The organism is Micromonospora sp. NPDC005324, from assembly GCF_040607155.1.
Lineage (GTDB): Bacteria > Actinomycetota > Actinomycetes > Mycobacteriales > Micromonosporaceae > Micromonospora > Micromonospora trifolii.
The window spans coordinates 89593-115616 of record NZ_JBEXGE010000001.1 but is presented as its reverse complement, the minus strand read 5'-3'; the positions used below and the strand labels follow the sequence as shown (position 1 = coordinate 115616).

23 protein-coding genes are annotated in these 26024 nt (G+C 71.7%); 11 read left to right on the top strand and 12 right to left on the bottom strand.

What is annotated here, in order from left to right; all coding sequences use genetic code 11:
• Positions 1–15: 15 nt before the first annotated feature.
• Genes folK through folP form a run of 3 tightly spaced genes read right to left on the bottom strand, consistent with a single transcriptional unit; the run spans position 16 to position 1801 of the window.
• Positions 16–543, bottom strand: a complete 528-nt coding sequence (gene folK, locus ABZS40_RS00575; protein WP_112601537.1) for a 2-amino-4-hydroxy-6-hydroxymethyldihydropteridine diphosphokinase — start codon at positions 541–543, stop codon at positions 16–18.
• Positions 540–908 (bottom strand): dihydroneopterin aldolase, encoded by a 369-nt coding sequence (folB, locus tag ABZS40_RS00570; RefSeq protein ID WP_354940108.1) that lies wholly within the window; start codon positions 906–908, stop codon positions 540–542. Before folB ends, folK begins: the two co-directional genes overlap by 4 nt.
• The gene (gene folP / locus ABZS40_RS00565; RefSeq protein ID WP_354940105.1) at positions 905–1801 is read right to left on the bottom strand and encodes a dihydropteroate synthase; all 897 of its coding nucleotides are present in this window, start codon (positions 1799–1801) and stop codon (positions 905–907) included. The genes folB and folP overlap by 4 nt, the downstream gene beginning before the upstream one ends.
• A gap of 356 nt (positions 1802–2157) precedes the next feature.
• Here folP and ABZS40_RS00560 point away from each other — a divergent pair, with 356 nt between their 5' ends.
• The 7 genes from ABZS40_RS00560 to ABZS40_RS00530 all read left to right on the top strand — a co-directional run bounded on the left by ABZS40_RS00560 (position 2158) and on the right by ABZS40_RS00530 (position 10628).
• A complete protein-coding gene (locus ABZS40_RS00560; protein WP_030327982.1) occupies positions 2158–2472 on the top strand; it encodes a hypothetical protein in 315 nt (104 codons plus the stop codon).
• A 13-nt stretch (positions 2473–2485) separates the two neighbouring features.
• The gene (locus ABZS40_RS00555) at positions 2486–2848 is read left to right on the top strand and encodes a hypothetical protein (RefSeq protein WP_053654782.1); all 363 of its coding nucleotides are present in this window, start codon (positions 2486–2488) and stop codon (positions 2846–2848) included.
• 70 nt (positions 2849–2918) lie between these two features.
• A complete protein-coding gene (locus tag ABZS40_RS00550) occupies positions 2919–6362 on the top strand; it encodes an ATP-binding protein (protein ID WP_354940102.1) in 3444 nt (1147 codons plus the stop codon).
• Between the two features lies 1 nt (position 6363).
• A complete protein-coding gene (locus ABZS40_RS00545) occupies positions 6364–8286 on the top strand; it encodes an MFS transporter (protein WP_354940099.1) in 1923 nt (640 codons plus the stop codon).
• Positions 8283–8840 carry a hypothetical protein gene (locus ABZS40_RS00540; protein ID WP_354940096.1) on the top strand — a complete coding sequence of 186 codons (558 nt, stop codon included), beginning with the start codon at positions 8283–8285 and terminating at the stop codon, positions 8838–8840. Before ABZS40_RS00545 ends, ABZS40_RS00540 begins: the two co-directional genes overlap by 4 nt.
• A complete protein-coding gene (locus tag ABZS40_RS00535) occupies positions 8837–10015 on the top strand; it encodes a M23 family metallopeptidase (protein WP_354940094.1) in 1179 nt (392 codons plus the stop codon). The genes ABZS40_RS00540 and ABZS40_RS00535 overlap by 4 nt, the downstream gene beginning before the upstream one ends.
• A 13-nt stretch (positions 10016–10028) precedes the next feature.
• Entirely contained in the window at positions 10029–10628 is a 600-nt protein-coding gene (locus tag ABZS40_RS00530; protein WP_354940091.1) for a hypothetical protein, read from the top strand.
• 2 nt (positions 10629–10630) lie between these two features.
• Here the strand turns inward: ABZS40_RS00530 and ABZS40_RS00525 are convergent, their stop codons facing one another.
• Positions 10631–11188, bottom strand: coding sequence for a hypothetical protein (locus ABZS40_RS00525; RefSeq protein WP_354940836.1), 558 nt, complete (start codon positions 11186–11188; stop codon positions 10631–10633).
• A gap of 195 nt (positions 11189–11383) precedes the next feature.
• Between ABZS40_RS00525 and ABZS40_RS00520 the strand changes: the two genes are divergently transcribed.
• Together ABZS40_RS00520 and ABZS40_RS00515 are read left to right on the top strand one after the other, a co-directional pair.
• A complete protein-coding gene (locus ABZS40_RS00520) occupies positions 11384–13945 on the top strand; it encodes an FtsK/SpoIIIE domain-containing protein (protein ID WP_354940088.1) in 2562 nt (853 codons plus the stop codon).
• A 12-nt stretch (positions 13946–13957) separates the two neighbouring features.
• Complete coding sequence (locus ABZS40_RS00515; protein WP_354940085.1) at positions 13958–14692, top strand: hypothetical protein; 735 nt, start codon at positions 13958–13960, stop codon at positions 14690–14692.
• A 109-nt stretch (positions 14693–14801) separates the two neighbouring features.
• Here ABZS40_RS00515 and folE read toward each other — a convergent pair whose 3' ends face one another.
• The 4 genes from folE to ABZS40_RS00495 form a co-directional block, all read right to left on the bottom strand.
• The gene (gene folE, locus ABZS40_RS00510) at positions 14802–15464 is read right to left on the bottom strand and encodes a GTP cyclohydrolase I FolE (RefSeq protein WP_354940833.1); all 663 of its coding nucleotides are present in this window, start codon (positions 15462–15464) and stop codon (positions 14802–14804) included.
• 35 nt (positions 15465–15499) lie between these two features.
• Positions 15500–17518, bottom strand: a complete 2019-nt coding sequence (gene ftsH / locus ABZS40_RS00505; protein WP_210780805.1) for an ATP-dependent zinc metalloprotease FtsH — start codon at positions 17516–17518, stop codon at positions 15500–15502.
• Positions 17519–17925: 407 nt separating this feature from the next.
• Entirely contained in the window at positions 17926–18501 is a 576-nt protein-coding gene (gene hpt, locus ABZS40_RS00500; RefSeq protein WP_354940082.1) for a hypoxanthine phosphoribosyltransferase, read from the bottom strand.
• Between the two features lie 100 nt (positions 18502–18601).
• Positions 18602–18847 carry a hypothetical protein gene (locus ABZS40_RS00495; RefSeq protein ID WP_354940886.1) on the bottom strand — a complete coding sequence of 82 codons (246 nt, stop codon included), beginning with the start codon at positions 18845–18847 and terminating at the stop codon, positions 18602–18604.
• A gap of 42 nt (positions 18848–18889) precedes the next feature.
• Here ABZS40_RS00495 and ABZS40_RS00490 point away from each other — a divergent pair, with 42 nt between their 5' ends.
• Positions 18890–19852 (top strand): helix-turn-helix domain-containing protein, encoded by a 963-nt coding sequence (locus ABZS40_RS00490; protein ID WP_354940079.1) that lies wholly within the window; start codon positions 18890–18892, stop codon positions 19850–19852.
• A 10-nt stretch (positions 19853–19862) separates the two neighbouring features.
• On the opposite strand, the gene tilS is transcribed toward ABZS40_RS00490, so the two are convergent.
• The 3 genes from tilS to dacB all read right to left on the bottom strand — a co-directional run bounded on the left by tilS (position 19863) and on the right by dacB (position 23504).
• Complete coding sequence (tilS, locus tag ABZS40_RS00485) at positions 19863–20861, bottom strand: tRNA lysidine(34) synthetase TilS (RefSeq protein ID WP_354940076.1); 999 nt, start codon at positions 20859–20861, stop codon at positions 19863–19865.
• A gap of 10 nt (positions 20862–20871) precedes the next feature.
• Positions 20872–21942: a zinc-dependent metalloprotease gene (locus ABZS40_RS00480; RefSeq protein WP_238682311.1), complete on the bottom strand. Its 1071-nt coding sequence runs from the start codon at positions 21940–21942 to the stop codon at positions 20872–20874.
• A gap of 92 nt (positions 21943–22034) precedes the next feature.
• Positions 22035–23504 (bottom strand): D-alanyl-D-alanine carboxypeptidase/D-alanyl-D-alanine-endopeptidase, encoded by a 1470-nt coding sequence (dacB, locus tag ABZS40_RS00475; protein ID WP_354940830.1) that lies wholly within the window; start codon positions 23502–23504, stop codon positions 22035–22037.
• A gap of 527 nt (positions 23505–24031) precedes the next feature.
• On the opposite strand from dacB, the gene ABZS40_RS00470 reads away from it, so the two are divergent.
• On the top strand, positions 24032–24538 hold the full coding sequence (locus tag ABZS40_RS00470; protein ID WP_354940073.1) for an inorganic diphosphatase: 507 nt from the start codon (positions 24032–24034) through the stop codon (positions 24536–24538).
• Between the two features lie 31 nt (positions 24539–24569).
• Here the strand turns inward: ABZS40_RS00470 and eccD are convergent, their stop codons facing one another.
• Positions 24570–25973: a type VII secretion integral membrane protein EccD gene (eccD, locus tag ABZS40_RS00465; protein WP_354940070.1), complete on the bottom strand. Its 1404-nt coding sequence runs from the start codon at positions 25971–25973 to the stop codon at positions 24570–24572.
• Between the last annotated feature and the right edge of the window lie 51 nt (positions 25974–26024).

The window sequence follows — 26024 nt, the reverse complement described above, 5'->3', positions numbered from 1 at the left end:
GCCGGTTCCGCTCGGTCATGCCGTCGACTCTAACGCCAACTCCGGCCGGGGACGCAGCTCCAACGCCTCGTCCGCCGCCGGGCCGGTGGTCAGCAGGTCGGTCAGCCAGCCGTGACCGGGCAGGCGACCGTACGGCTGGATGTCGATCCACGGACGCAGCACGAAGGCGCGCAGGTGCGCCCGGGGGTGCGGCAGGGTCAGCTCCTCCTCGTCGCTGAGCACCGGCTCGTCGTCGTCGCCCCAGACCGCGATCACGTCCACGTCGAGGGTGCGCGGCCCGAACCGGCGCTGCGGGTCACGGACCCGGCCGGCCGCGCGCTCCGCGTCGCGGGCCCGCTCCAGCCAGTCGCGCGGGGTCGCGCTCTCGTCCTGCACGAGCACGACAGCGTTGAGGTACGCGGGCTGGTCGGTGTCGCCCCACGGTGGAGTCTCGTACACCCCGGAGAGCACGAGCACCGCGTCGCCGAGGGTGGCGACGGCCGTGCGCAGGTGCTCCAGGCGGTCGCCCAGGTTGCTGCCGAGCGAGAGGACCGCCCGGGTCACCGGGTACGCGCCCGGGTCATGGTGACGGCCACGTCGGTGAAGGTGTGCGGCACCGGGGCCTCCGGCTTGTGCACCGTGATCGTCGCGGCGTCGACCCTTTCGTCGGCCAGGCAGACAGTGAGGAGTCGGTCCGCCAGAGTCTCGATCAGGTTGACCGGCTCGCCGGTCACCACCGCGACCAGGCGTTCGGCCAGCTCGCCGTAGTGCACGGTGGCGGTGACGTCGTCGCTGGCGGCGGCAGGGCCGAGGTCCAGTTCCAGGACGGCGTCGACCACGAAGTCCTGCCCCTGTTCGCGTTCGAAGTCGTACACCCCGTGCCGGCCGCGCGCCCGCAGGCCGGTCAGGTGGATCCGGTCCGTCGTCATCGCCGTACCCCATGCTCGTGATCGTGTTGCGGTCGCTTGTCGTCGTGCGGCGACATTGCCAGCCGGGGGCTGCCGGTCGCCGCCCAGACGGCAAGCGCGTCGGCGGTGGCCTGGACGTCGTGCACGCGTACGCCCCAGGCCCCCGCGGCGACCGCCAGCACGCTGGTGGCCACGGTGGCCGCCTCCCGCTGGGCGGTCGGTCGCGGCGTGCCGTCCGCGGCGGCCAGCAACCCGCCGAGGTACGACTTGCGGCTCGCCCCGAAGAGCAGCGGGTAGCCGAGATCCAGCAGCTCCGGCAGTCGGGCGCTGAGTTCCCAGTTGTGCGCGGCCGTCTTGGCGAAGCCGAGCCCGGGGTCGACGATGAGGCGGTCGGGGGCCACCCCGGCGGCCAGCGCCGCGTCGATCCGTTGGGCCAACTCGGCCCTGACCTCGGCCACCACGTCGGTGTAGCTGGCCAGCTCGCGCATCGCGCGAGAGTGCCCGCGCCAGTGCATCAGCACCCAGGGGCAGTGCGCGTCGCGGACCACGCGGGCCATGTCCGGGTCGGCCAGGCCACCGGAGACGTCGTTGACCACCGCCGCGCCGGCGGCCAGGGCGGCTTCCGCCACCCGGGCGCGGCTGGTGTCGACGCTGACCGTCACACCGGCGGCGGTCAGCTCGCGGATGACCGGCAACACCCGCTCGGCCTCGGTCGCGGCGTCGATCCGCTCGGCGCCCGGACGGGTCGACTCGCCGCCGATGTCGACCAGGTGCGCACCGGCGTCGCGCAGACGGACGCCGTGTCCGACAGCGGCGTCCAGGTCGGCGTACCGTCCGCCGTCGGAGAAGGAGTCCGGTGTGACGTTGAGGACGCCCATCACCACCGGGCCCGAAGCCCGCACCAGATCGGTCACGACTAGACGGTACCGGTCGCGGCAGCGGCGCCCAGCGACCCGGGTCGGCCCCACACCAGCGCCCCTGACGTGCCGATTAGAACAGGTGTACGATCGGTCATCAGGGCAGTAACGGGCAGCCCCTTCGCGGCTTGTCGCAATCCGGGGCGGCCCGTACGCTTTGGAATTGGCCAGCATCGAGATGGCGAAGCTTGGAGGGAGGGCCGAAGCGGGGAAAATCCGCCCAAACCTCGCCACCCTCCGTGGTGAGTAACGAACACAGGGTCAAGAACGCCATGCCCTGTGGAGCGCTTTTCCTGCCAGGCTTGCCTATTGCACCGCCGCGGCACCGCCGGCCGCGCTATGGGGAGGTTCCAGTGATCGCCTTCGAGCTCATGGAGACGGCGTCGTCCGGCGTCGCCCACGCGCTCTCCACCCTGGCGTCGGCTCCACTCGCGGAGCCGGCACCGAAGGGGATCGACACCAACAGTGTCGTCACCTTCTTCGCCAGCAAGATCGCGCCGATCCTGCTCGCCGTCCTGGGCGTCATCTTCATCGGCCGTGCCAGCCGAGGCGAGATCTCCAAGGTGCTGACCAGCTCCGCGATCGCCATCGTCGGGCTCGCCTTCATCGCGGGCGCGGCAACACTCTTCTTCGTCGGCGATTACCTGATCGACCTGATCTTCGAATAGGCGCGTTCACCAGATGCGGCTACGCACCGACGACGACATCTACCGGGCCCGCCTGGTCTACCTCGGGCCGCCCGGTTACACCCTTCCGGTCCACCTGCCCTACGCCCAGTACGGGCTCTTCATGCTGCTGGTCCCCCTCTACATGTTCATCCACTGGCTGTTCACGTTGACGGTCGAGCTCTTCCCCGCCTGGGAGATCGCGCTCGCCATCGTGACCACGTCGTTCATCTTCCGGCACGTCGACCCCGATCGGCCGGCGCGGGTGGTCATCCGCACCGCGCTGACCGACTGGCGACGCACCCGGGAGCCGGCGGTCGAGCAGCGCGATCCGCGCCTGGTCGGCAGCCGGATCAGGATTCGGGAGGAGCTGGCATGACCGGACGTACGTCGAACGGTCCGTCGCAGGACGCGGGCAAGGGTCTGCCGACGGTCACCGAGGCGATCGCATGAGCCGCTCCTCCACGCCGGGCTCCCCGGCCGGTCGCCCGGGCGTACCAGCCGGTCACCGTGCGCACTCGTTCGACTACACCGAGGACGAGGACGAGGTTGCCCTCGACCCCGCGCTGGTGACGTCACCCGGCCACGGCGCCGTCGGCGTGTTCCAGGCGCCCCGGCCGATTCCCCGCCGGACGCCACCGGCCGAGCCCACCGCCGTGTCGGCCGGCGAGAACGCCGACATCGACTCTCCCTTCCTGGACCTCTTCGGCGGCGGGGGGCGACCCGGCTCGCCACGAGCCGTCACCGCCGGCCCGAGCACCCGCGAGCAGCCGACGATCCCGCATCAGCCGCCACCCAACGCCAGCCCGGCACCTGCCCGCGCGGTTCCCGAGCTGGAGCCACCGTGGACGCCCGCCGAGCCGCCCGGCAACGGCGGCCGACCCGTCGAGCATCGGCACGGCGGCGGCCACCCGGCCAGCGAGTCCCGAGTGCCGCACCAGGCCGGTGATCGACGACCGATGCTGCGTCCTCCGGACGATCCCGACCCGTCCACCGGCGACGGGTCGCCGTCGGCGACGACCGGCGCCGTCCGCCGACCCGTCAGCACCGCGCCGGGCGGCCGCCCCGCAGCGACGGCCCGACCGGCGGTTCAAGCGCCAGAGCCGACGGCCGCAGCCGGCCGGTCCACGGCTCCGCCGGAGCAGCCGGCCATGATCACATCTGCGGACCGGCCAGCTCTCGAACGCACGGCGCGCCGGGCCACCGACACGGATCGACCCCGGAGCACCGGCACTGCGGCCACCGGCAAGGAGGTCGCCGCACCCCGACAGCGCACGGCGAGCCGACCGGACCGACCGATCAAGCCGACCCGGGTTCGCGCCCCGAAAATCAAATTCGGGGATCGGGATCCGTCCGTCGAGCTGGCCATCACCGAGATCGCCGGCCACCTCACCTTCACGCCGAACACCGTCACCGCCTGGTACTGGCTGCCCGAGGTTCGCTGGGCGTTCCGGCCGGACGCCGAACGCGAGGCGCTGCTGTCGGCGATCTCCGAGCAGTACGCCGGCCTGGCCGGCTTCCGACTGCACCTGCGCCGCACCACCCGGCCGTTCCCCGCCGACGAGTGGGCGCGCACGATCGACACGCACACCTCGGCGCCGCTGCCCGACGTACCCGGCACCACCGGCTGGGCCGACCACCTGGTCGCCGCCCAACGCCACCTGATGGCGGTCAACCACGCCGAGGGCCAGACCTACCTGGGTGTCACCTTCGCCCGGCGGTCCCTCGGCGACTCACTCACCGAGCGGCTGCTGCGCACCTTCGGCCGGGGCACCGCCGACGGGGAACGCCGCAAGCTGGGCCGCACCGTGGAACAGTTCGACGAGGTGCTCGGCGCGTTCGGCATGCGCGGCCGGCGGGTCACCGCCCAGGAGCTGGAGTGGCTCCTCTACCGCTCGGTGGCGCTGTGCATGTCGCCGCCGAGCACCCTCTCCCCCGTCACCGACGGGCGCTGGGAGCGCGGCGACCTGCTCGCCATGACCGAGCAGGTGGAGCGCTACCGCACCCCGTACGGCTCGACGGTCAAGCTGGTCAACCGGATGACCGGCGAGGAGCGGCACGTGGCAGTGCTCGCGGTCGGCCGGATGGAGCCGCTGGAGATCCCGGAACGACACGAGCCCTGGCTGCACTTCCACGAGCGGCTGCCCTGGCCGATGGAAATCTCCACCCGCGTCGACATCCTCGGCTCCGGCGACTCCTTCCGCAATCTCGAACACCGGCTGCGGATGATCCGCTCGCAACAGCTCGACTACGCCGAACACGGCATCGACGCGCCCCCCGAGCTGGAACGACTGGCCAAGCGCGCCCTGGTGATCGGCGACGAGATGACCACCGGCCTGCCGGTCGACTCGGCCCGTGCGCACGGCTGGCACCGGATCGCGGTCGGCGGCCGGACCAGGGAGGAATGCCTGGAGCGAGCCCGCCGGCTCATCCAGCTCTACTCGCGGGAGCTACGCATCTCGCTGCAGCACCCGAAGAACCAGGACTGGCTGGCCCGCGAGTTCATCCCCGGCGAGCCGATCGCCAACACCGGCTACGTGCGTCGCATGCCGGTGCCGTTGCTCGCCGCCGCGCTCCCCCAGGCCGCCTCCAACGTGGGCGACCGGCGGGGAGACCTGATCGGCCGGACCGCCGGCACCTGCCGCCGCCCGGTCTTCCTCGACCTGCACTTCCCCATGGAGGTCCGGGAACGCTCAGGGCTCGCGGTCTTCGTCGCCGAACCGGGTGGTGGCAAGTCGACCCTGCTCGGCGCCCTGGGCTACCTGGCCGCCCGCCGAGGTGTCCAGGTGACCCTGCTCGACCCGTCCGGCCCGCTGGCCCGCCTCTGCGCGATGCCCGAGCTGCGGCCGTACTCCCGGGTGTTGAACCTGACCGGCTCGGAGCACGGCACGCTGGCGCCCTACTCGCTCATCCCGACGCCGCTGCGCTCCGAGTTCGGCACCGGGGCACCCGGTGACCGGGAGTTCGAGATCGCGGTCTCCAACGCCCGCGCCGAGCGGCGGATGCTCGTCCAGGACATCTGCATGATGCTCGTCCCGCCGCAGGTGGCCAGGGAGGCGTCGACCGCAACCCTCTTCCGGCACGCCGTCCGCCAGGTCCCCGCCGAGGAGACCTCCACCCTGGACGACGTGGTGAGCTGCCTCGGGCGGCTCGACGACGACGCCGGCAAGGAACTGGCCAACCTCCTACTGGACACCGCCGAGATGCCACTGGCCATGCTCTTCTTCGGCCGACCGCCGGAGGGGCTGCTCGGCGCCGACGCGGCACTCACCGTGATCACCATGGCCGGGCTACGGTTGCCCGACCTCAAGATCGAACGCGAGTACTGGTCAGCCGAGGAGGCACTGGCCCTCCCGATGCTGCACACCGCGCACCGGCTCGCCGTCCGACGCTGCTACGGCGGCTCGATGTCGTCCCGCAAACTCGTCGGCCTCGACGAGGCGCACTTCATGGAAGGCTGGCGGTCTGGGCGCTCCTTCCTGGTCCGACTCGCCCGCGACTCCCGCAAGTGGAACCTGGCAGCGCTGGTCGCCTCCCAGAACCCCCGCGACATCCTCGGCCTCGACGTGCAGAACCTCGTCTCCACCGTCTTCGTCGGCCGCATCGCCGAGGACGCCGAGATCGCCTCCGAAGCTCTGCGGCTGCTGCGGGTGCCGGTCAACGACGGGTACGAGGCCACCTTGGCCTCACTCTCCGCCGCCGACACCAGCTCGTCCAGCCGGCTCGGCTTCCGCGAGTTCGTGATGCGCGACGTCGACGGCCGGGTGCAGAAGGTCCGAGTCGACGTCTCGTACGTCGAAGGGCTGCTGGACCACCTCGACACGACGCCCGCAGCGATCGCCGCATCGGCCGGAGTCCTACCGAGCATCCCCCTGCCGGATCTGGAGGCGTGACATGGCTAGGGCCTGGGCAAGGACTGTGTCGTTCCTGCTCGCCCTTGGCGTACTGGCCGGGGCCACCCTCACCTGGCCGCTGATCGGCGCGGAGGCCGCAGCCGCGGCACCGCCCACCGCCCAGGCCCGCGCCGACCTCTGCACGACCGCCGAATGGCAGGCCGACTTCCGCGCCTGCGTAGCGAAGCTCAAGCAAGTCGGTGAGGGGGAGATCGAGTGTCGGAAGCCGCCCGTGCCGTCCGCGCCGGACTCGGGCCTCGCTGGCTGGTTCGCCTCCCGCCCGGACTCGTCCAAGCTGCCCGGACCCAAGGGCATCTACAGCGACTACGGCTACGGCGGTTACAGCTTCAACACTTATCGACCGGATGGTGGTTGTGCCTCCGCCGTCCTCCATCCCGACTACAAGTTCACCACCACCGTCGCCAACGGTGAGCTCATGATCGCCACCGCGGTCGTGGGCGCCTCGAACGCCCTGCGGGAACGGGCCTGGGACCCTCGCTCGATGTGGGATTGGGCCGACCCGCTGGTGGAGAAGGCCACCAAAGCCGTCTACCAGAAGGTATTCAGCGTCTTCGGGATTGTCACGCTCTGCGTGGTGGGCCTCTACCTGCTGTGGCGCTCCCGTCAGTCGGACATGAGCAATGCGATGACGACGGCCGGGTGGGCGTTACTGGTGATGGTGGCGGTCACCGCACTGGCGGCCTGGCCGGTCAAGTCGGCAAGCATTGCCGACGGCACCCTGATCACCTCACTCGGCGTCGTCCACGATGCGGTCGGTCCTTCGGCTCGGGATACCCCGGCGGATCGTTGCGCCGTCCCCAACCCAGACGCTTGTGTGGACAAGAGGCCGCCTGCCGTTCGGGCAAGCGACACTGCCACCGAGGCCATGCTCTACCGCAACTGGCTGCGTGGAGTGCTCGGCTCGGCGGATAGCGAGACTGCCCGCAAGTATGGCCCCGCCCTGTACGACGCTAAGGCGTTCTCCTGGGAGGAGGCCGAGAAACTGCGTGCCAACCCGGGAACCCGGGGAGCGACGATCAAGGCCAAGCAGCAGCAGTGGATGACGGTCGCGGAGCAGATTGAGACCGAAGACCCGGAGGCGTACGAGTTCCTGACGGGTTCCCGCGACATGGACCGAATCGGCTCTGGGTTCATCGCCGTGCTCGCGGCCGTGCTCTTCGCGATGTTCGACCTGACCGCGTCAGTGCTGGTACTGCTGGGCTTCCTGATCTTCCGGTGGGCGGTGATCGCGGCACCCATCCTAGGTACCATCGGCTTGCTCCGACCGGCCAGCGCCGGCCTGCGCCGGCTGGCTAACGCGGTCGTTGCCGCAGTGTTCAACATTGCCATCTTCGGCACCGGCGCCGCGATCTACCTCTTCGCTGTTGATTTGATCATGAGCACCCCCACCCTGCCGGGTTGGCTCCAAGTGGTGCTGGTCTGGCTCTGCGGGGTGGTCGGATGGCTGCTGCTGCGGCCGTACCGGCGGATCACTCAACTCGGCGGCAAGGACAGCAGCGAAGCGGTCAGCTCGGCTGGGTCCTGGCACCGCCGGTTCTTCCGTGACATGCGGACCGCAGCTCGGCTGGACGTGGCCGAGCCGGGCGGCACCGCCGAGCCGGTCGGCGGACGTCGACGGTCGCCCGACGCTACGCAGACCCGGCTACGTCCGGAGGCGCGGCGGGAGGACCCGGCCCCGGTGCCGGCAGCTGCGGCCGAGGGCAGGCGGGCAGACGCGGCGGCGGCGGAGGAGGGCAGGGGTCGGAACCGCCCGGTCGCCCCGCAGCCCCGACGCCGACAGCCAGCGACCTGGACCGAGCCGGATGTACCGGCCGAGAACCCGTCGTTCGTGGTCTACCGCCCGGGCTCCACCGAGCGAGCACCGGACCGCACCGGACCTCGGGTGCGCTCAGAGGCGAGGTGACGGTCATGCGACGGGCGTTGGAATTCCTCTTCACTCGGGCGCTGCGGTCCCGGCTGGGCGTTGCGCTGCTCATCGGGTTGGTGGTCGTCGGCGTACTCGGGGCGACCCGGCTGATCTCCACCCAGGGCGACTCAGCCGATGGATTGAGCAGCCGTCCGGATGGGCCGATCATCACAGTGGACCCGACGGCCGGCGAGGACGGTCTGCTCAACAGCGCGGCTCCGCCGTCACCCGTGACGTCGCCCGGCGCCCGCACGCCCGAACAGACCGCCGACCGCTTCGCCAGGGCCTGGCTGGGCCGTCCCGGGATGACCACCGAAGAGTGGCAGGCTGGTCTGCGGCCACTCTCCACGCCCGCGCTGAGGGAGAAGCTGACCGGCGCCGAGCCCGAGAGCGTGCCGGCCGAGAAGGTCACCGGTCCTCCAAGCATGCGAGAGCGGACCGAAACGTTCGTCGAGTTGCTGCTCCCCCTCGATGCCGGCGGGCTCCGCTTGGAACTGGTCACCTCCGATGATGGTTGGCTGGTCGACGTTCTGGACTGGGAGCGGCCGTGAGCGACGTTGGTAGCGCCAAAACCCGCCGCGGTCCCCTCCGGATCGGTGTGGTCGCCGCGGTGCTCACCGGGATGCTGCTTTTGCTCTGCTGCACCGGCGGCACTGCGGCGTTCTTCCTCACCGGGCTCGGAGGCGACGACGCCGAGAACGGCGACACAATGGCAGGCATGGAGTGCGGACCGGTCCGAGCGGTCAACATCGCGGGCAAGCTGCCGCGATTCGCCCAGTACGGCGACACCCAGGTCCGCAACGCCGCGATCATCATCAAGGTCGGCCAGGACATGGGGGTGCCCTCGCGAGGCTGGGTGGTGGCCCTCGCCACCGCGATGCAGGAGTCGGCCCTCCGCAACCTGGCGAACAGCGGGGTACCCGCGTCCCTGGCCCTGCCGCACGAGGGCGTCGGCGCGGACCACGACTCGCTGGGCCTGTTCCAGCAGCGGCCGGGGTGGGGCAGCGTCGCCGAGCGGTTGACCCCCGCGTACGCGGCCCGCAAGTTCTACGAGAAGCTCGTCAAGGTGGAGAGCTGGCAACGCCGACCACTGACCGCGGTCGCGCAGCGGGTGCAGGTCAGCGCATACCCGGACGCGTACGCCAAACACGAAGAGGTAGCCAGCCGGATCGTGGACGCGCTGGCCGGCGGCGCGGCGCGTACCGTCGAGATCAACGGCAAGGCGGTGTGCAACGCGGCCGAACGCGGTCAGATCGCCGCCTCCGGCTGGACCGCGCCGATCCCCGGCGGAGTCGGCTCCGGTTTCCGCACCGCCAGCCGACCCAGCCACAACGGAGTCGACATCGGCGCGGCCAAGGGCACCGAGATCCGCGCGGCAGCGACCGGTCGGGTTCTGGTCTCCATCTGCGACGAGGACAACCGCGACCGACAGGACTGCAACGTGGACGGATTCCCCGGCAAGGGGGGCTGCGGCTGGTTCGTCGACCTGCTGCACGCCGGTGGCTACATCACCCGGTACTGCCACATGGTGGTGCAGCCCTTCGTCAAGAAGGATCAGATCGTGACGGCCGGTCAGGTGATCGGCAAGGTCGGCAGCAGTGGCAACTCCTCCGGCCCGCACCTGCACTTCGAGGTGCACCTGCGTAACGACCGCAACGCGTCTGGCGCGGTGAACCCGGTCCCGTTCATGCGCGAGCGGGGTGCCCCGCTGCGCGCCGCTGAGTGAGGCCACCACGGGTATGACCGGACCGATGCCTGACCCGTTCGCCGACCAGCCCGACTGGGCACCGCAGCCGCCGAGACCGCTGACCATCGTCCCCGCGACGGAGCGGGTCGAGCTACGCGGTCGGCGGGTCCTGGTCGGGCTGCCCGGGATGGGTTGGCGCGGGGACCTGCGAGCGGACGACCGGGTGGTGCAGAGCGCCCGGACCTACGTGCCGGTGATCCCCGAGCACGAGTGGTACCGGGCCGAAGCCGACCAGGTCGAGGTGTTTGCGCCGCTGGTGCCGGTGGAGCGGGTCTGGGTGGAGACCGCCGGCGGCCGACCAGGGGTGGACGAAGCCCGGGACACGGGCGTCCGGTTGGTCTCGCTGGACGGCCCGGCACACCGGACTCCCACGCCGGTCTTCGAGGCGGACGCGGTCACCGGTCGACGGGTGGTGCATGTCGAGGGCGGTCTGGAGCACCGCGACCTTCGTGCGGTCACCGAGACCTACTCGGGCGCCGAGGGAGACATCTGCGTGCGCATCACGCCCGAGGTGGAGTGGTACCGCTGGGCCTGGCGCGGTCAATCGCCCACCACCTTGGAGGTTCCGGTACACCTGCTGTGGATTGAGTGAAGTCAATCAGCTCGCGCGCCGCCACACACTTGCCAGCCGTCGGCTAACCGAGTGTCGAACTGCCAGGGCTGACGGTCACTCTGGTTCATCCCGTCAATTCGAGCTGAGATAATCAATGTGACCTCAACCGCAGCGACCTCGCCCTGCTTCTGCACGGCCAAGGGCCCCCAACTAACAGTTATCGTGGTATCGAAACGCTGCTGCCGCTCGAGCAGATCAGTCCGCAGAGCGCGTATCGCCTCCAACTGAGACCCACTCTCGCAGGTGAAGAGGTCTGCTTTCACGTCATTGCGATCCACGAGGAACGCGCGCAGATAGTTGTCCACCACCACGTCGGGTGCGCTGCGGTCGGGCGTCGAGGCGCGGTTGTACCAAACCAAGGCGGTGGCGACTCCGCCGAGGCAGAGCAGGGCGAGCACGCCGGCGACGACCGTGAGCACTGTCCGCATCCGACGGCGTGGCGGCTGCGGTGCCGGCGTTGCCGGGGCGGGCGGCAGCTGCTCCGACGGTGTCCGCTGGGCCGGTACGCGGGAGACCTGGGAACCGGCGGGGGGCTGCACTGATTCCACCTCCTGAAGTTATCGGCTGGACGCTCCGGAGCCAATGCCTCAGATCCAGCGGATCGTGACGGACCCCTCCCCACCGGTGAGATCCACGACAACACCGGCGCAGCGCCGAGGCACCTCCCGGAGGAGGGCCGTCGGCTGGGATACCGTCTCTACTTGGGGAGGGGTTGCCAACCTCGGGTAGAGGGGGTGGACGCGGTGGCCGGTCCGAAGGCTCGCACGAACCGCGCCGCAGCCCTGCACCGTCGGGCGGCGGCCGTCGCGACCGCAGCTGCTGGGATTCTGGACGAGACGCGGCCGGCTCCGGCCGATCAGCGCCGTCAGTACGAGGTGGCCGACCGGCTACGTACGGCTGCGGCCTTGCTGGCTCCGGGCTGGTCGGGTGCGGCACTGGACTCGCTCACCGTGGATTCGCCGGCGGGTGATGGTCCGCCGCCGTTCGTTCGGGTCGGTACTGCGGCGCCGTTTGACGATGCTCGTTTCCCCGCGTTGGTGCCGCTTGTCGGCACGGGTCACCTCAGCGTGGACGCTGACGCGCGGGAGCCGCGGGTGGCGGGGTTGCTGCGGGCCGTACTTCTGCGGTTGTTGGGTGCGGCACCGGCGGGTGCGCTGCTGATTCGCGCGGTGGATGCCACCGGGGCCGTTCTGACGCCGTTCGGGGCGCTCGCGGATGCTGGCCTGTTGCCGCCGCCTGCGGTGGACGTGGCGGGGTTGCGCGTGGTGCTGACCGAGGCGGAGCAGTGGGTGACGCCGGGGGCGAGTGGGCGGCGTCGTCACGATCGGACGTTGTTGCTGGTGGTGGCCGCGCTGCCGGAGTCGACCGGCCCGACCGATCTGGCGCGCATCGAGACGTTGGCCGAGCAGGGGCCGGCTGCTGGGCTGCATCTGGTGGTGGCGGGTTGGCCGCCCGCCGGCCCGTACTCGGCCCGGGCACCGCTGCCGCACACCACTTCGCTGGCGCTCCGCAATGCGTACGCGCTGCTGGGCGATCCGCCGGGGGCGTCGTTCGCCGGGCCGGGCGCCGATCCGCCGGGTGGTTTGAACTCGCCGGTCTTCGTCGAGGCGGACCCGCCGGCCGAGCTGGTCGACGCGGTCTGTCGGCGGCTCGCCGAGCAGGTGGAGGCGGGTTCCCGGTTGGCGTTGGGTGCTCTGCTGCCACCGACGGGTGAGCGACTGTGGGAGTCGGACTCGGCCGACGGGCTGACCACTACCGTCGGCGATGCCGGGGGCCGGTCGGTGCCGCTGGGCTTCACCGAGCTGACCCCACACTGGCTGGTGAGTGGCCGGTCCGCTGCGGGCCGGGCGGCGTTCCTGACCACCGCGCTACTCGGCCTGGCCGCCCGGTACAGCCCAGACGACCTGGCGTTCTACCTGGCCGATCTCGGCGACGGCGAGTCCTTCGTGGAGTTTCTGCAGACCGAGCGGGATCGGTCGTGGGTGCCGCAGGTGCGCGCGGCCGCGATGGCCGCCGACCGGGAGTACGTCCGGGATCTGTTGGACGAGTTGACGGCCGAGGTCCAGCGCCGCACGGAGGCGGGTGCCCGGGCCGGGGGGCAACGCTTCGCGGAGCTGCGTCAACACCAGCCGCTGCCGCGGATCGTCTGTGTGGTGGACAATGTGCCGCTGCTCTTCGCCGAGCGGGACCGGCTGGCCGCCGAGGTGGCCGCCCAGTTGGACGGGTTGGCCCGGGCGGGTCGGGCGTACGGCGTACACCTGGTCTTGGCGGGTGCGGGCGAGTTGGGGTTGAGTGCGCGCGCGGATGCTGGTCATCGGGATTCGGTGCTCGGGCAGTTCCCGGTGCGGGTGGCGCTGCCGGGTGGCAGCCCGGTGTTGGAGCCGACGAACGACTCGGCGGCCGGTCTGCCGGTGGGCAGCGCTGTGGTGAACACGGCCGGCGGGCTCGGTGGCCCACGGGGTGCGATCCGGGGTCACGAACGGTTGATCCGCCACCCGGACCCGCAGGATCATCCGGAGGTCGTGGAGAAGCTGCGACACGAGTTGTGGGCGGCCCGTCCGGCCGGGTCGGTGCCGCCGGTGGTCTTCGCCGGTTACGCCCGGCCGCTGCTGGGCAACGATCCGCGTCACCGGGCGGCCCTGGCGGGGCAGGCGCACGGCCCGGCCGCCCTGCTGGGTCGGGCGGTCGACGTGGCCCGCTCGACCGTCGCTGTGCCGCTGGGGCCGGCGGCCGGGCGCAACCTCGCGGTGCTGGGCTCGGGCACCGCGGCGGGTGGGCTGTTGGCGACGGCGGCGCGGAGCACGTCGGCTCACCACGCACCGGGCGGCGCCCGTTTCCTGGTGGCGGCACCGGATCCGGGTGCCCGGGCACTGGCCGAGGCGTTGACGGCCGATTTGGCGACCCGGCATTCGGCTGAGTTGGTGGATCTGCCGACGCTGCTCGCTGACGCGGCCGACGACCTGCCGACGTATCTGGTGGTCTTTGGTCTGGACCGGCCGGGTCCCCGGGACCTGCCGGTGGACCGGCTGCGCTCTCTCCTGCGGGATGGGCCGCCGGCGGGGCGGCATCTGCTGGGCTGGTGGCGTGCGGTGCCGCCGTTCGCCGCGTTGTTCGAGCCGGCGGGCGAGGTCGACAAGTTCGCGGCGGTGGCCGTGCTGGACGTGCCGGTCGCGCAGCTCACAGCGGTCTTCGGTCGGCCGGTCGAGTGGCAGGTGCGCCCCGACCGCGCGGTGCTCTGGGACGGCCCGGACGAGCGGGGCACCGTCCTGGTGCCGTTCGCCGACGAGGCCGGCTGATCGGTGGCGCGCATGGAGGGTGTCGAGGTGGATCCGAACGCGACGGTGACCGGGCCGGGGCGGCAGCGGGCCGCCGCGGCGACCGGGGACGCCACATCGCGGGCTGTCGAGCCCGGCACGGCCTGGACGGAGTATCTTGCGGCCGCCCGCCAGCTGGACGGGGTACGCCGGAGCGCGGCTGCCGCAGCCGGTGAGCAGGCCCGGTCGGCGGAGGCCGCCCGGGAGGAGTTGACGGTGGTCCGTACCGGGCTGGCGACTCAGCAGGAACGGCTGCGCGAGTTGGGCGTACCGGCGATCTCCCTGGTGCCGTCGCCGCCGGAGCTGACCGAGGCGGCCCGGTCGATGGCGGGTGGTCCGGCGGCCGTGTTGGCGGCGCTGCGGACCGCGCGTGGTTGGGCCGAGGCGGCGGACGCGGCGCTGACCGCACGCCGCCGGATCCGGCCGGGGTCCTGGCCCGCGCGGGCGCGCAACCTCCTGGTGTACGGGCCGTTTGCGCTGCTGGTGCCGCTGATCCAGGTTGTGGTTCTGGCGGCGACGGGGGTGGGACCGGCCACCGTGGCGGCGTTGATCTGCGGGCTGCCGATGCCGGCGGTCGCGTTCGTCGCGGGCTGGATCGGCATCGGGCGGTTGTTCCGGGTCAGCCCCACCGAGCGGCTGGACCGCACTGTGCGTTTCGGCGCGTTGGTGTGCCTGGTGCCGGCGGTGCTGGCCACGGCCGGCCTGCTGTTGGCCCTGCTCGCCGGCTGACCCGCCGAGCCGAGAAGCCGCCCGGCCGGAACGACCCCGGGCGGGGTGCGGAACCGCAACGGCCGGCCGTCCCGGGTGGGTGTCGGCCGGCCGCGTTGCGTCGGGGGGGTCAGCGGGGGATGATCAACGCCATCGCCTCGGCCCGCGACTTGGAGTCCGTCTGCAGGACGCCGCGTACGGCCGACGTGATGGTCTTGGCACCGGATTTCTGGATGCCGCGCATCGCCATGCACATGTGCTCGCATTCGAGCACGACGACGACGCCGCGTGGTGCGAGCTTGCTCATCAGCAGGTCGGCGACCTGCGAGGTGAGCCGTTCCTGCACCTGCGGCCGACGGGCGAAGACCTCGACGAGTCGGGCCAGCTTGGACAGGCCGGTGATCCGCCCATCGGGGCCCGGGATGTAGCCGATGTGCGCGCTGCCCCGGAAGGGCAGCAGGTGGTGCTCGCAGAGGCTCATCACGTCGATGTCCCGGACGATGACCAGCTCTTCGTGGTTGGCCTCGAAGGTGGTGCTGAGCACCTGGGCCGGGTCGACCCGCAGGCCGGCGAAGAGTTCGGCGTACGCGCGGGCGACCCGGGCCGGGGTCTGCTGGAGTCCGTCGCGGTCCGGGTCCTCGCCGACCGCGATCAGGATCTCGCGCACGGCCTTCTCGATCCGGCCGAGGTCGACAGCGTCCTCGACGGGGCGGCCGGTCAGCTTGCCGCTGATCAACCGCGCGGCCACGTAGTCCAGCTCGTCGTCGTCGGGTTCGGTCGCGGAGACGGCCAGCTCCCGGTGTGGGGAGCTGGCCGTCGGGTCGTTGCTCAGTGCGTGCCGTCCGAGTTGTTGGACGGCGCGACGCCGCCGACCGACGCCTGCGCGCCGTCAGCCTGGGCCTGCGCCTTGAGCTTGTCCTTCTCCGCAGGGGTGAGCACTGGCGGCTCGGTGGAGGGCTGACGCTTGCCGAAGCCGTTGTACGGTGCCAGCGGCGGGCGCTTGACCACCCGGGAGCAGATCCGCGCCATGTCGGCCGTGGAGAGGGTCTCCTTCTCCATCAGCTCGAGCACGATGTTGTCCAGGACGTCCCGGTATTCCACCAGGATCTCCCAGGCCTCGTCGTGCGCCAGCTCGACAAGTGCCCGCATCTCGCCGTCGATCTCGGCGGCCACCGAGTCCGAGTAGTCCCGCTCGTGGCCCATGTTGCGGCCGAGGAACGGCTCGTCCCCGCTGGTGCCGTACTTGATCGCGCCGAGCTTGGAGCTCATGCCGTACTGGGTGATCATCGCGCGGGCCAGTTGGGTGGCCTTCTCGATGTCGTTGCCCGCACCGGTGGTGGGCTCGTGGAAGACCAGCTCCTCCGCCGCGCGACCGCCCAGGGCGTACGCCAGGGTGTCGATCATCTCGGCACGGGTCTGGGTGTACTTGTCCTCGGTCGGGAGCACCAGGGTGTGGCCCAGCGAGCGACCACGGGACAGGATCGTCACCTTGTGCACCGGCGCGGCGTGCGGCAGCGCCCAGGCGACCAACGCGTGGCCACCCTCGTGGTACGCGGTGATCTTCTTCTCGTTGTCGCTCATGACGCGGGTCCGTCGCTGCGGACCCGCGACCACCCGGTCGATCGACTCTTCCAGCGAGTCGTTGCTGATCGCCCGCTGCTCCTTACGAGCGGTGAGCAGCGCCGACTCGTTGATGACGTTGGCCAGGTCGGCACCACTGAAGCCCGGGGTGCGTCGCGCCACCGCGTCGAGGTCGACGTCGGGGGTGAACGGCTTGCCCTTGGCGTGCACCCGCAGGATGGCCTTGCGGCCCTCCATGTCGGGGGCGTCCACCGGGATCTGCCGGTCGAACCGGCCCGGGCGCAGCAGCGCCGGGTCGAGGATGTCCGGCCGGTTGGTGGCGGCGATCAGGATCACGCCGCCCTTGGTGTCGAAGCCGTCCATCTCGACGAGCAGCTGGTTGAGCGTCTGCTCGCGCTCGTCGTGACCGCCACCCATGCCAGCGCCACGGTGCCGGCCGACGGCGTCGATCTCGTCGACGAAGACGATCGCCGGGGCGTTCGTCTTGGCCTGCTCGAACAGGTCACGGACCCGGCTGGCGCCGACACCGACGAACATCTCCACGAAGTCGGAGCCGGAGATGGAGTAGAAGGGCACCCCGGCCTCGCCGGCGACCGCGCGGGCCAGCAGCGTCTTGCCGGTGCCGGGCGGGCCGAACAGCAGCACGCCCTTCGGGATCTTGGCGCCCAGGGCCTGGTACTTGGCCGGGTTCTGCAGGAAGTCCTTGATCTCGTACAGCTCCTCGACGGCCTCCTCGGCACCCGCGACGTCCGCGAAGGTCGTCTTCGGAGTGTCCTTGGTGATCATCTTCGCTTTGGACTTGCCGAAGTTGAGCACCCGGGAGCCGCCGCCCTGCATCTGCGACATGAAGAACAGCAGCAGGAGGACGAGCAGCGCGATCGGCAGCAGGTTGACCAGCAGGCTCACCCAGATGCTGTCCGACGAGACCTTGGCGTCGGCCGGGCCGGTGACCCGGTTGTTCGCCTTGGCGTCCAGCACCTCGTTCCAGATCTCGTCACCGACCTGGTACGGGAACTGGGCCTCGATCTTGTTGGTCTCGGTCTTACCGAACTTGGTCTTCTGGGCCAGGTCCAGCTGGAGCGTCTGCTCCTTGTCCTGGAAGACCACCTTGTTGATCTTGGCGGTGTGCAGTTGATCGAGCGCAACGGAAGTGTCCACGCGGTGGTAGCTGGGACCACTGGTGAACAGCTGACTGAGCACAACGGCGCCGAGGATGACCAGGATGATCCAGACCACCGGTCGGCGGAAGAAACGCGTACGTTCCATACTGTTGTCGAGCGCCGGGGCGCCCGCATCCTCCTGATCGACATCCTGACCGTCTGATGGTGTCGCCGCGTTGAGCGGCGGCCGGAGCCGCCGTGCGGGCCGGCCTCGACCCCGAGGCGCGAAAACTACCGCGCCGCGGTCATTCGACGGTACACCGTGTACGCGAGGCGTGAGCTTGCGAGCCCCGCAGTCGTGCACCATCAAAAGCCGGCGTGGCGGGGAGTCCGGCTCGGCCACCCGAGCGCCCGGTCACGCGATCGAGAGGGTCGAGCGCGGAGAAACCTCCGGGCCACCGTGCTACACGGTAACCGCATCAGCTGAGAGCGCGCTGAACGTCGGCTTGATGGATGCCGATGCAAGTCAGGCTCATGTCGACCGGCGGGCCGGTCCGACGGGTCGGGCCGGCGTCAGGAGCGGGCGTAGACCTCGGGCTTGAGCACCCCGACGTACGGCAGCTCCCGGTAGCGCTCAGCGAAGTCGAGGCCGTAACCGACCACGAACTCGGTGGGGATGTCGAAGCCGACGTACTTCACTCCGACCGGCACCTTCACCGCGTCCGGCTTGCGGAACAGGGCGACCACCTCGACGCTCGCCGCCGAGCGCGACTCGAGGTAGCGCAGCAGCCAGGAGAGCGTGAGCCCGGAGTCGACGATGTCCTCGACGACGACCACGTGCCGACCGGCGATGTCCCGATCCAGGTCCTTGAGGATGCGGACCACCCCGGAGGAGGTGGTGCCCTGGCCGTAGGACGAGATGGCCATGAAGTCGAGCTCCGCCGGCGGGCCGTTGCGGCCCAGCGCCCGGGCGAAGTCCGCCATGAACATCACCGCGCCCTTGAGTACGCACACCAGCAGCAGCCCGTCGCCCACGTGGGAGTAGTCGGCGGAGACCTGCTTGGCCAGCTCCGCCGTCTTCTCGCGGATCTGCGCCTCGGAGATGATCACGTGGTCGATGTCGGCGTCGTACCAGGAGCCATCAGCCATGACTCCTAGCCTGCCGTACGTCGGATGGCCTCCGTCGGCGGGGCCGCACCTTTTGGCGCGGTCCCGCCAAGGATTTTCTGCGCAAACAACGCTAATCACATCAGTTGGTACGTGACCGCCAGCGGCGGCCATCGTCGCTCGGCTTCCAGTCGGCCGAATCGTGGCTGTCGACGGTGAGGCCGGCCGCCGAGGCGGCGACGAGCAGGACAAGGAACAGGAGGAAAAGCAGGAACTCCATGGCGGCGCTCGCTTTCGCATGATTGCTGTCGGTTTCGCCGCCGGTGCGCACCGGACTGAGACCAGTCTGCGACCTGATGAAGCGACCGGACAGTGGCAGGAATGCCATTGGTCATCGATTTACTGCCACCTGTCGGGTTACCCTCGTCACATGCTGCGGTCCGTTGCCGTCCTCGCCCTCGACCAGGTCGCTCCCTTCGAGCTCGGCGTACTCGCCGAGGTGTTCGGCACCGACCGCACAGCCGACGGTTTTCCCGCCTACCGCTTCCAGGTGTGCAGTCCGGACGGCGAGCCAGTGCGTACCTCGTCCGGTTTCCACCTCACCCCACACGCCGACCTCGGCCCGGTCGACGAGGCCGACCTGGTGGCCATCCCCGCGCACAGCCAGGGCACCTCCGTCCCCGGCCCGGTGCTCGACGCGCTACGCCGGGCCGACGCCCGCGGCGCGCACCTGTTCAGCGTCTGCTCCGGAGCCTTCCTGCTTGGTGAGGCCGGGCTGCTCGACGACCGCGAGTGCACGACCCACTGGCGGTACGTGGACGAGCTGCAACGCCAGCACCCGCGCGCCCGGGTTCGCTGCAACTCGCTCTACGTCCAGGACGGTCGGCTGCTCACCAGCGCCGGCACGGCGGCCGGCATCGACGCCTGCCTGCACCTGATCCGCCAGGAGCACGGCTCGGCCACCGCGACCCGGCTGGCCCGGCGGATGGTGGTCCCGCCGCACCGCGACGGCGGTCAGTCCCAGTACGTCGAGGCGCCCATCCCGAAGGCCCCCGAAACCCCCACCCTGGAACCGGTGCTGGAGTGGCTGATGGGTCACCTGGACCGGACGATCACAGTGGAGGAGTTGGCCGCCCGCGCCGGCATGGCGCCCCGCACGTTCGCCCGTCGGTTCCGCGCCGAGACCGGCACCACCCCGCACGACTGGCTCACCAACCAGCGGGTGCTGCTCGCCCGGCGACTGCTGGAGGAGACTCCGTTGAGCGTGGAGGCGGTCGCCGACCAGTCCGGCTTCAGCGACGCGGCCGCGTTGCGCCACCACTTCAGCCGTCGGGTCGGCGCCACCCCGCACAGCTACCGGACCACCTTCCGGGACCGGGCGCACAGCAACTGAGACCGGCCGGTCAGGTCAGGCGGGGCCGCACCGAGGCCAGCCGGTCGTCGCGGCGGAGCACCCGGACACCGCCGGGCAGGTCGGCCGGGCCCTGACCGTGCCAATCGGTGACCAGGGCGTCCAGGGCGGCGACATGCCGATGCGACAGGGCACCGGGCAGCGCGCCCAGCTCGCGGGCCCAGGAGTGCAGCACCCGGCCGCGGACGGCGGGGACCAGGCCGCGCAGCGCCGGCACGGACAGCCCGCCGTCGGGGCACCGGGCCGCCGCCAGCGCCGTCCCCGCCAACTCGTCGAGCGCGGCGTTGTCGGCGGCCACCAGCCGGGCGGTACGCGCCAGGTTGTCCACCACGCCCGGCCCGAGCGCCCGCACCAGCGCCGGCAGCAGGTCGGCCCGCACCCGCGACCGGGCGTACGACGGGTCGGTGTTGTGCGGGTCCTGCCAGGGGCTCAGCCCGAGCACGGCGCAGGCGGCGCGCGTCTGCTCCCGACCGATCTCCAACAGCGGGCGCAGCAGCGGCACCCCGCCCAGATCGCGCCGGGCGGGCATCCCGGCCAGTCCTCGTGGGCCGGCGCCCCGGGCGAGCGCGAGCAGCACCGTCTCCGCCTGGTCGTCACGGGTGTGCCCGGTGAGCACCGCGACGGCGTTCTGCTGCCGGGCCGCCTCGGTCAGCGCCTGGTAGCGGGCCTCGCGGGCGGCCGCTTCCGGCCCGCCGGGACGCCCGGCCACCTCCACCCGGATCACCGTCGCCGACCCGAAACCGACCCCCCGCCCCCAGGTGGCCACCGCCTCGGCGCGCTCCGCGGAGCCGTCCTGCAAGCCGTGGTCGACGGTGACGAGCGCCGCGGCGCGGCCCAGCCGAGGCGCCACGAAGACGGTGGCCGCCGCGAGCGCGAGCGAGTCGGCGCCACCGGAGCAGGCCACCAGCACCGGACCGCCGGACGGCAGACCGGTCAGGGCGCGGCGGACCGCCACCCGGATCGCGGCCACCGGCGGAGCGAGCGCGGCCACCGGTGGGTGGTCAGCCAGCGGCCGGGATGGTGCCGGCCGGGCCGTGCACCCGGGCGACCCAGGCGTCCGGGTCACCCAGCTCCGACAGTCGCGGCAGGGTCAGCGGCGAGTTGAAGATCGAGTTGAACCCGTCCATGCCGACGCGTTCCACCACCCCGTGCACGAACTTGCGTCCCTCGGCGTACTGGCGCATCTTGACGTCCACCCCGAGCAGCCGGCGGATCGCCTTCTCCAGCGGGTTGCCCGCCTCGCGGCGTCGGTTGAACGACGCCCGGATCCGCTCCACGCTCGGGATCACCTGCGGGCCGACGCCGTCCATCACGAACTCGGCGTGCCCCTCCAGCAGGGTCATCAACGCGGTGAGCCGGTCCAGTACGGCCCGCTGTGCCGGGGTCTGCACGATGTCCAGCACGCTGGTGCGGCTCTCCGGGTCACGGACCGCCTCGGACAACGTGGCCACCCCGCGCCGCAACCGCTCGACCAGGTGTTCACTGCCGCTGGACGAGGCGTCGACGAACGCCTGCACCTCGCTGAGGAAATAGGCCCGCATCCACGGCACGGCCGTGAACTGGGTGCGGTGGGTGACCTCGTGCAGACACACCCAGAGCCGGAAGTCCCGAGGGTCGGCGCCGAGCTTGCGCTCCACCTCGACGATGTTCGGTGCGACGAGCAGCAGCTGGCCCGGGTCAGCCGAGAAGACCTCGTACTGGCCGAGCACCCGGCCGGAGAGGTAGGCCAGCACCGTCCCGGCCTGCACCCCGGTCAGCCGGGACCCGATCGCCTCGGTCAACGCGCCCGGTTGCTTGTCGCCGGAGAGCCGACTCACCAGAGGAGTGATCACCTCGCGGAGACCGGCGATGTTGGTCGCGGCCCAGTCGCGGCGATCGACCACCCGCACCGGCGGATGCGACACCTGCGCCCGCAACCCCGTGTAGTCGGCCACGTGCCCGGCCGCCTCGTCGGTCAGCCGACGCAGGTCGCCGACCACGTCGGTGGCTTCGGCGTACGACACGCGAGGGCCAGACTTGCTCAACGCCCCCGCCGTGGCGGCGGCCAGATCCCAGTCCACGAACTGCGCCATGGACCCACCGTACCCGCGCCGCGACACCCCGGCCCGGGCTCACGCCCTCGATCGACACCGATGGCGACGGCGTCACCCCGGACCGGCGACGGTCAGCCGCAGCCGCAACCGGCCAACGCGGCGGCGATCCGGTCCAGTGCCGGCTGGGCGGTGTCCCGGTCACCCGGCACCTTGTCGGTGAGCACCGCGAAGGTCAACAGCCGACCATCGGCGGTGGTGACCAGGCCCGCGATGGAGTGCACGCCGGTCAGGGTGCCGGTCTTGGCCCGGACGCTGCCCGCGCCCGCTGCGGTACCGGCGGCGGTGCGGTAGCGCTCGTTCAGGGTCCCGGACCAACCGCCCACCGGCAGGCCACCGAAGACGCCGGCCAACTCCGGGTGGTCCGGGCTGGCGGCCAACCGGACCAGATCGGTCAGCAGCGACGGGCTGATCCGGTTGAGACGGGACAGGCCGCTGCCGTCGGAGACGCTGATCTCCTCGGCGGGCAGGCCCAGCTCCGCCACCTCGGCGTCCATCGCGGCGGCGCCGCCGTCGAACGAGGCGGGCTGGCCACGGGCCAACGCGACCTGCCGGGCGAGCGCCTCGGCCACCAGGTTGTCGCTCTCGCTGATCATGACGTCGACCAGCCGGATCAGCGGCGGAGACTGCACCACGCCCAGCTCGGTACCCGGCGCCGGGCTGGCACCGGCCGCCGCCTGTGGCGGGGCGGTACCACGCTTCACGGCTTCGGTCGGCACCCCGAGCAACCGGGCGAACGCCTTGCCGGCGGCCAGGTCCGGCTCGGCGAACCGCGGGGCGGAGCCGTGCTCGACGCCCGGGTCGGTACGCGCGCCGTCGGTCATCAACGCGGTCACCGCGCCGCCCGAACCACCGGTGGGGATGTCGTCGTCCCAGCCAGGGCCGTAGACCGGGCCGGAGTAGACCGAGCCGTCGACGACGATGCTGGTCGGGGGTGTGCCGCCGAGGGCGGTACGCACCTGGGCGGCCAGGTCGTCGAGGCGCGCCGCACCCGGGTAGTAGCCCTTCTTGTTGATCGCGAGGGTCGGGTCGCCGCCCCCGACGATCACCACCTCGCCGGCCTTCGCGCCGGCCACCACACGAGTGGGAATCCGGTAGCCGGGCCCCCGGGCCGCCAGCACGGTCACCGCGGTCGCCAGCTTCGTCACCGAGGCGGGCACGGTGCCGTCGTCCGCCCCCTTGGCGAACAGCGTCTGACCGGTGATCACGTCGGCGACCGAGACGTTCACCCGGTCGCCCAGGGCGGCGACGCCGACCAGTGGATCGAGCACGGCACGGACCCCGTCCGGGGTGGGCACCGGTGCGTTCGAATCCGGACCACCCAGCACGTCCGACGGGGCGGGTTCCGGAGTCACGCCGACCGCGTTCGGCCCGGACCCGGCGTCGTCGCCCAGCAACCCGGCGACCGGGCCGGGACGGGTGATCACGACGCCGACGACGGCCAGCACCAGCAGGAGAACGACGGCCAGCACCACCGGCAACCGCCTCCGACGGCGGGGCGCGGCGGGCGCGGGCGCGGGCGCGGCATCGGCGGGTGCCGGCAACGCGGAGATCGGCGGGCCTACCGGGGGGATCCCGCCGGGGCCGGTCGGCCCGGAACCGAACGACGGGCTGAGCGGCGCAGGGCTCACCGGGACGGTGGCACTGCCGCGCGGCGGGCCGCTCACCGGTTGCTCACCGCCGGCCACCGGGAAGTGACCGGTGTTCGGAGCGGACGAAGCCGACCCGGTCGGCGGGCGCCAGGGCAGCGGCGGGGGCCGCTCGGGCACCGTCTCCGGTGCCGGGATCGGTGGTTCGGGAGCCCGTGGGAGGTGCGCCTCCGGCACCGGGACCCGCCCCTTGGCACTGCCGGAGCCGGATCGTCCGGTACCGTGCGCGGAGCCCTCGTCCGGGCGGTAGTGTGAATCTTCCCTCCCCACGACCCCCTCCTCCCCCAGCGAAAATCGGCTTGGGTGACACTACTTCGGTCCGAAGACTATGCGGCGGCCGGAGTCGGCGGGTGGGCATTCACCTGTCCGGAGGGCCGCCAGTGGTTCCGTTAGCCAGCGTGGGCAGACGAGGGAGTGTGCAGATGGATTTCGACGTGACGGTTGAGATCCCGAAAGGTCACCGGAACAAGTACGAGGTGGACCACAAGACCGGCCGGATCCGGCTGGACCGCACCCTTTTCACCTCGACTCAGTACCCGGCCGACTACGGGTTCATTGAGGGCACCCTGGGCTTGGATGGCGATCCGCTGGACGCTCTCGTGCTGGTGCCCGAGCCGACCTTCCCGGGCTGCCTGATCCGCTGCCGCACCATCGGCATGTTCCGGATGACGGACGAGAAGGGCGGGGACGACAAGGTGCTCTGCGTGCCCTACGAGGATCCTCGCCAGGAGCACCTGCGCGACATCCACCACCTCGGCGAGTTCGACCGGCTGGAGATCCAGCACTTCTTCGAGGTGTACAAGGACCTGGAGCCCGGCAAGTCGGTGGAGGGCGCGACCTGGGTCGGCCGCACCGAGGCCGAGGCCGAGGTCCACGCCTCCTACCAGCGGGCCAGGGACGCCGAGGCGCGCGGCGAATCCGCCCACTGACAACCGCTGACGCACCGGGCCCGGGGGCCGCTCAACCGAGCAGCCCCCGGGCTCTGTCGTACAGGTCGAGCACCGCGCAGGCGATCGGCACCACGGCGACCACCAGGGCCGTGTCGGTGAGATCCGCGATCCTCCCGAGGTACGGCGACACCGGCCGGCGGGCGTACCCGGTGCCGCCGGTGACCGCGACCAGGGCCAGTGCCGCCCCGCCCAGGACCAGCACCAACCGCCCGGTCTCGTCGGCCCGGCCGACCAGCACCGCGCCCAGCGCCGCGTAGCCGGACAGCCCGGCGAGCACCGTCGGCACCCGGTGTCGCAGCGCCACGAACAGCCGCGACCGCAGCAGCAGCACGGCCGAGGTGACCGCCACCAGCACCCGACCGGCAGTGCCACCGGCGACCACCAGTACGACCGCTGTGGCCACCACCAGCAGCGCGTGGCCGATCAGCATTCCGGTGAGCATCTCCTCGGTGCGGATCACCGCGGCGAGCACCCGGCCCCGGTCCGGCAGATCCCGGACCCGCTCCGGCTCCTCCGCGGAGGTGGCGGCCGGCAGGGTGATCGGCGGCAGCGGCAGCTTGCCCAGCCGGATGGCCAGCAGCGGGATCACGCCGACGGCGAAGACCAGTGCGCTGAGCAGCACCGCCGCCGTGCCGGCCGTGGTCATCAGCAGCCCACCGAGCGCGGCCCCCGCGCCGATCAGGCCGACCGTGACACCGGCCACGAAGACCCGCAGTCGACTGGCCACCCCGAGGAGACCGATCAACGCCACCAGCAGCAGCGCTACCGAGCCGGCCAACAGTTCGGGAGCGCCGACCCAGCGGGCCGGCCCGATCGGCCCGACCGGATCGCCGGAGCCGACGGCCAGGGCACCGGCCGTGAACGCGTAGGGCAGCGCGTAGCCGCCGAGCGTCGCCCCGGCGGCGCCGTCGCCGTTGGCGCGGGAGGCCACCGTGCCGGCCACTGTGAGCACCAGCGCCACAGCGACGGCCGCCAGCCAACCGGCCCGGTGCGTCGGGCCGCCGGCGAGCAGCGCGAGCAGTCCGACCGCGAGCGGTACGGCGGCCCCGGCCAGACCGGCCGCCCGGGTGGCGGTGGGCGACCAGGCGCCGCCGCGGCGCCGAGCACCGTCGGCGATCGCCTCGATGACGTCGTCGTACTCCAACTCGGGCCAGTGTGCGCGGGCCGGCACGAGGTGCAGCACCTCACCGTCGCGGACACCCTGCGGCAGCAGCGCCTGTGCGGTCACCAGCAGCGCCCCGTCGGTGCGGCGGAGCACCCAACCGCCGTGCTGCTCGCCGTCGTCGGCCAGCCCGACACCGGCGTGCCGGAGCACGTCGGGCAGCAGCTCGGCCAGGGGCACCTGCTCCGGCAGGGCCACGTCCACCCGTCGTTGCGGCGCGCTGATGGTGACGCGTGCCAGCCCGGTAGTCATCGACTGGTCTCCATATCGAGGGGGATCGGAGGCTGCGCGGACGACAGGACT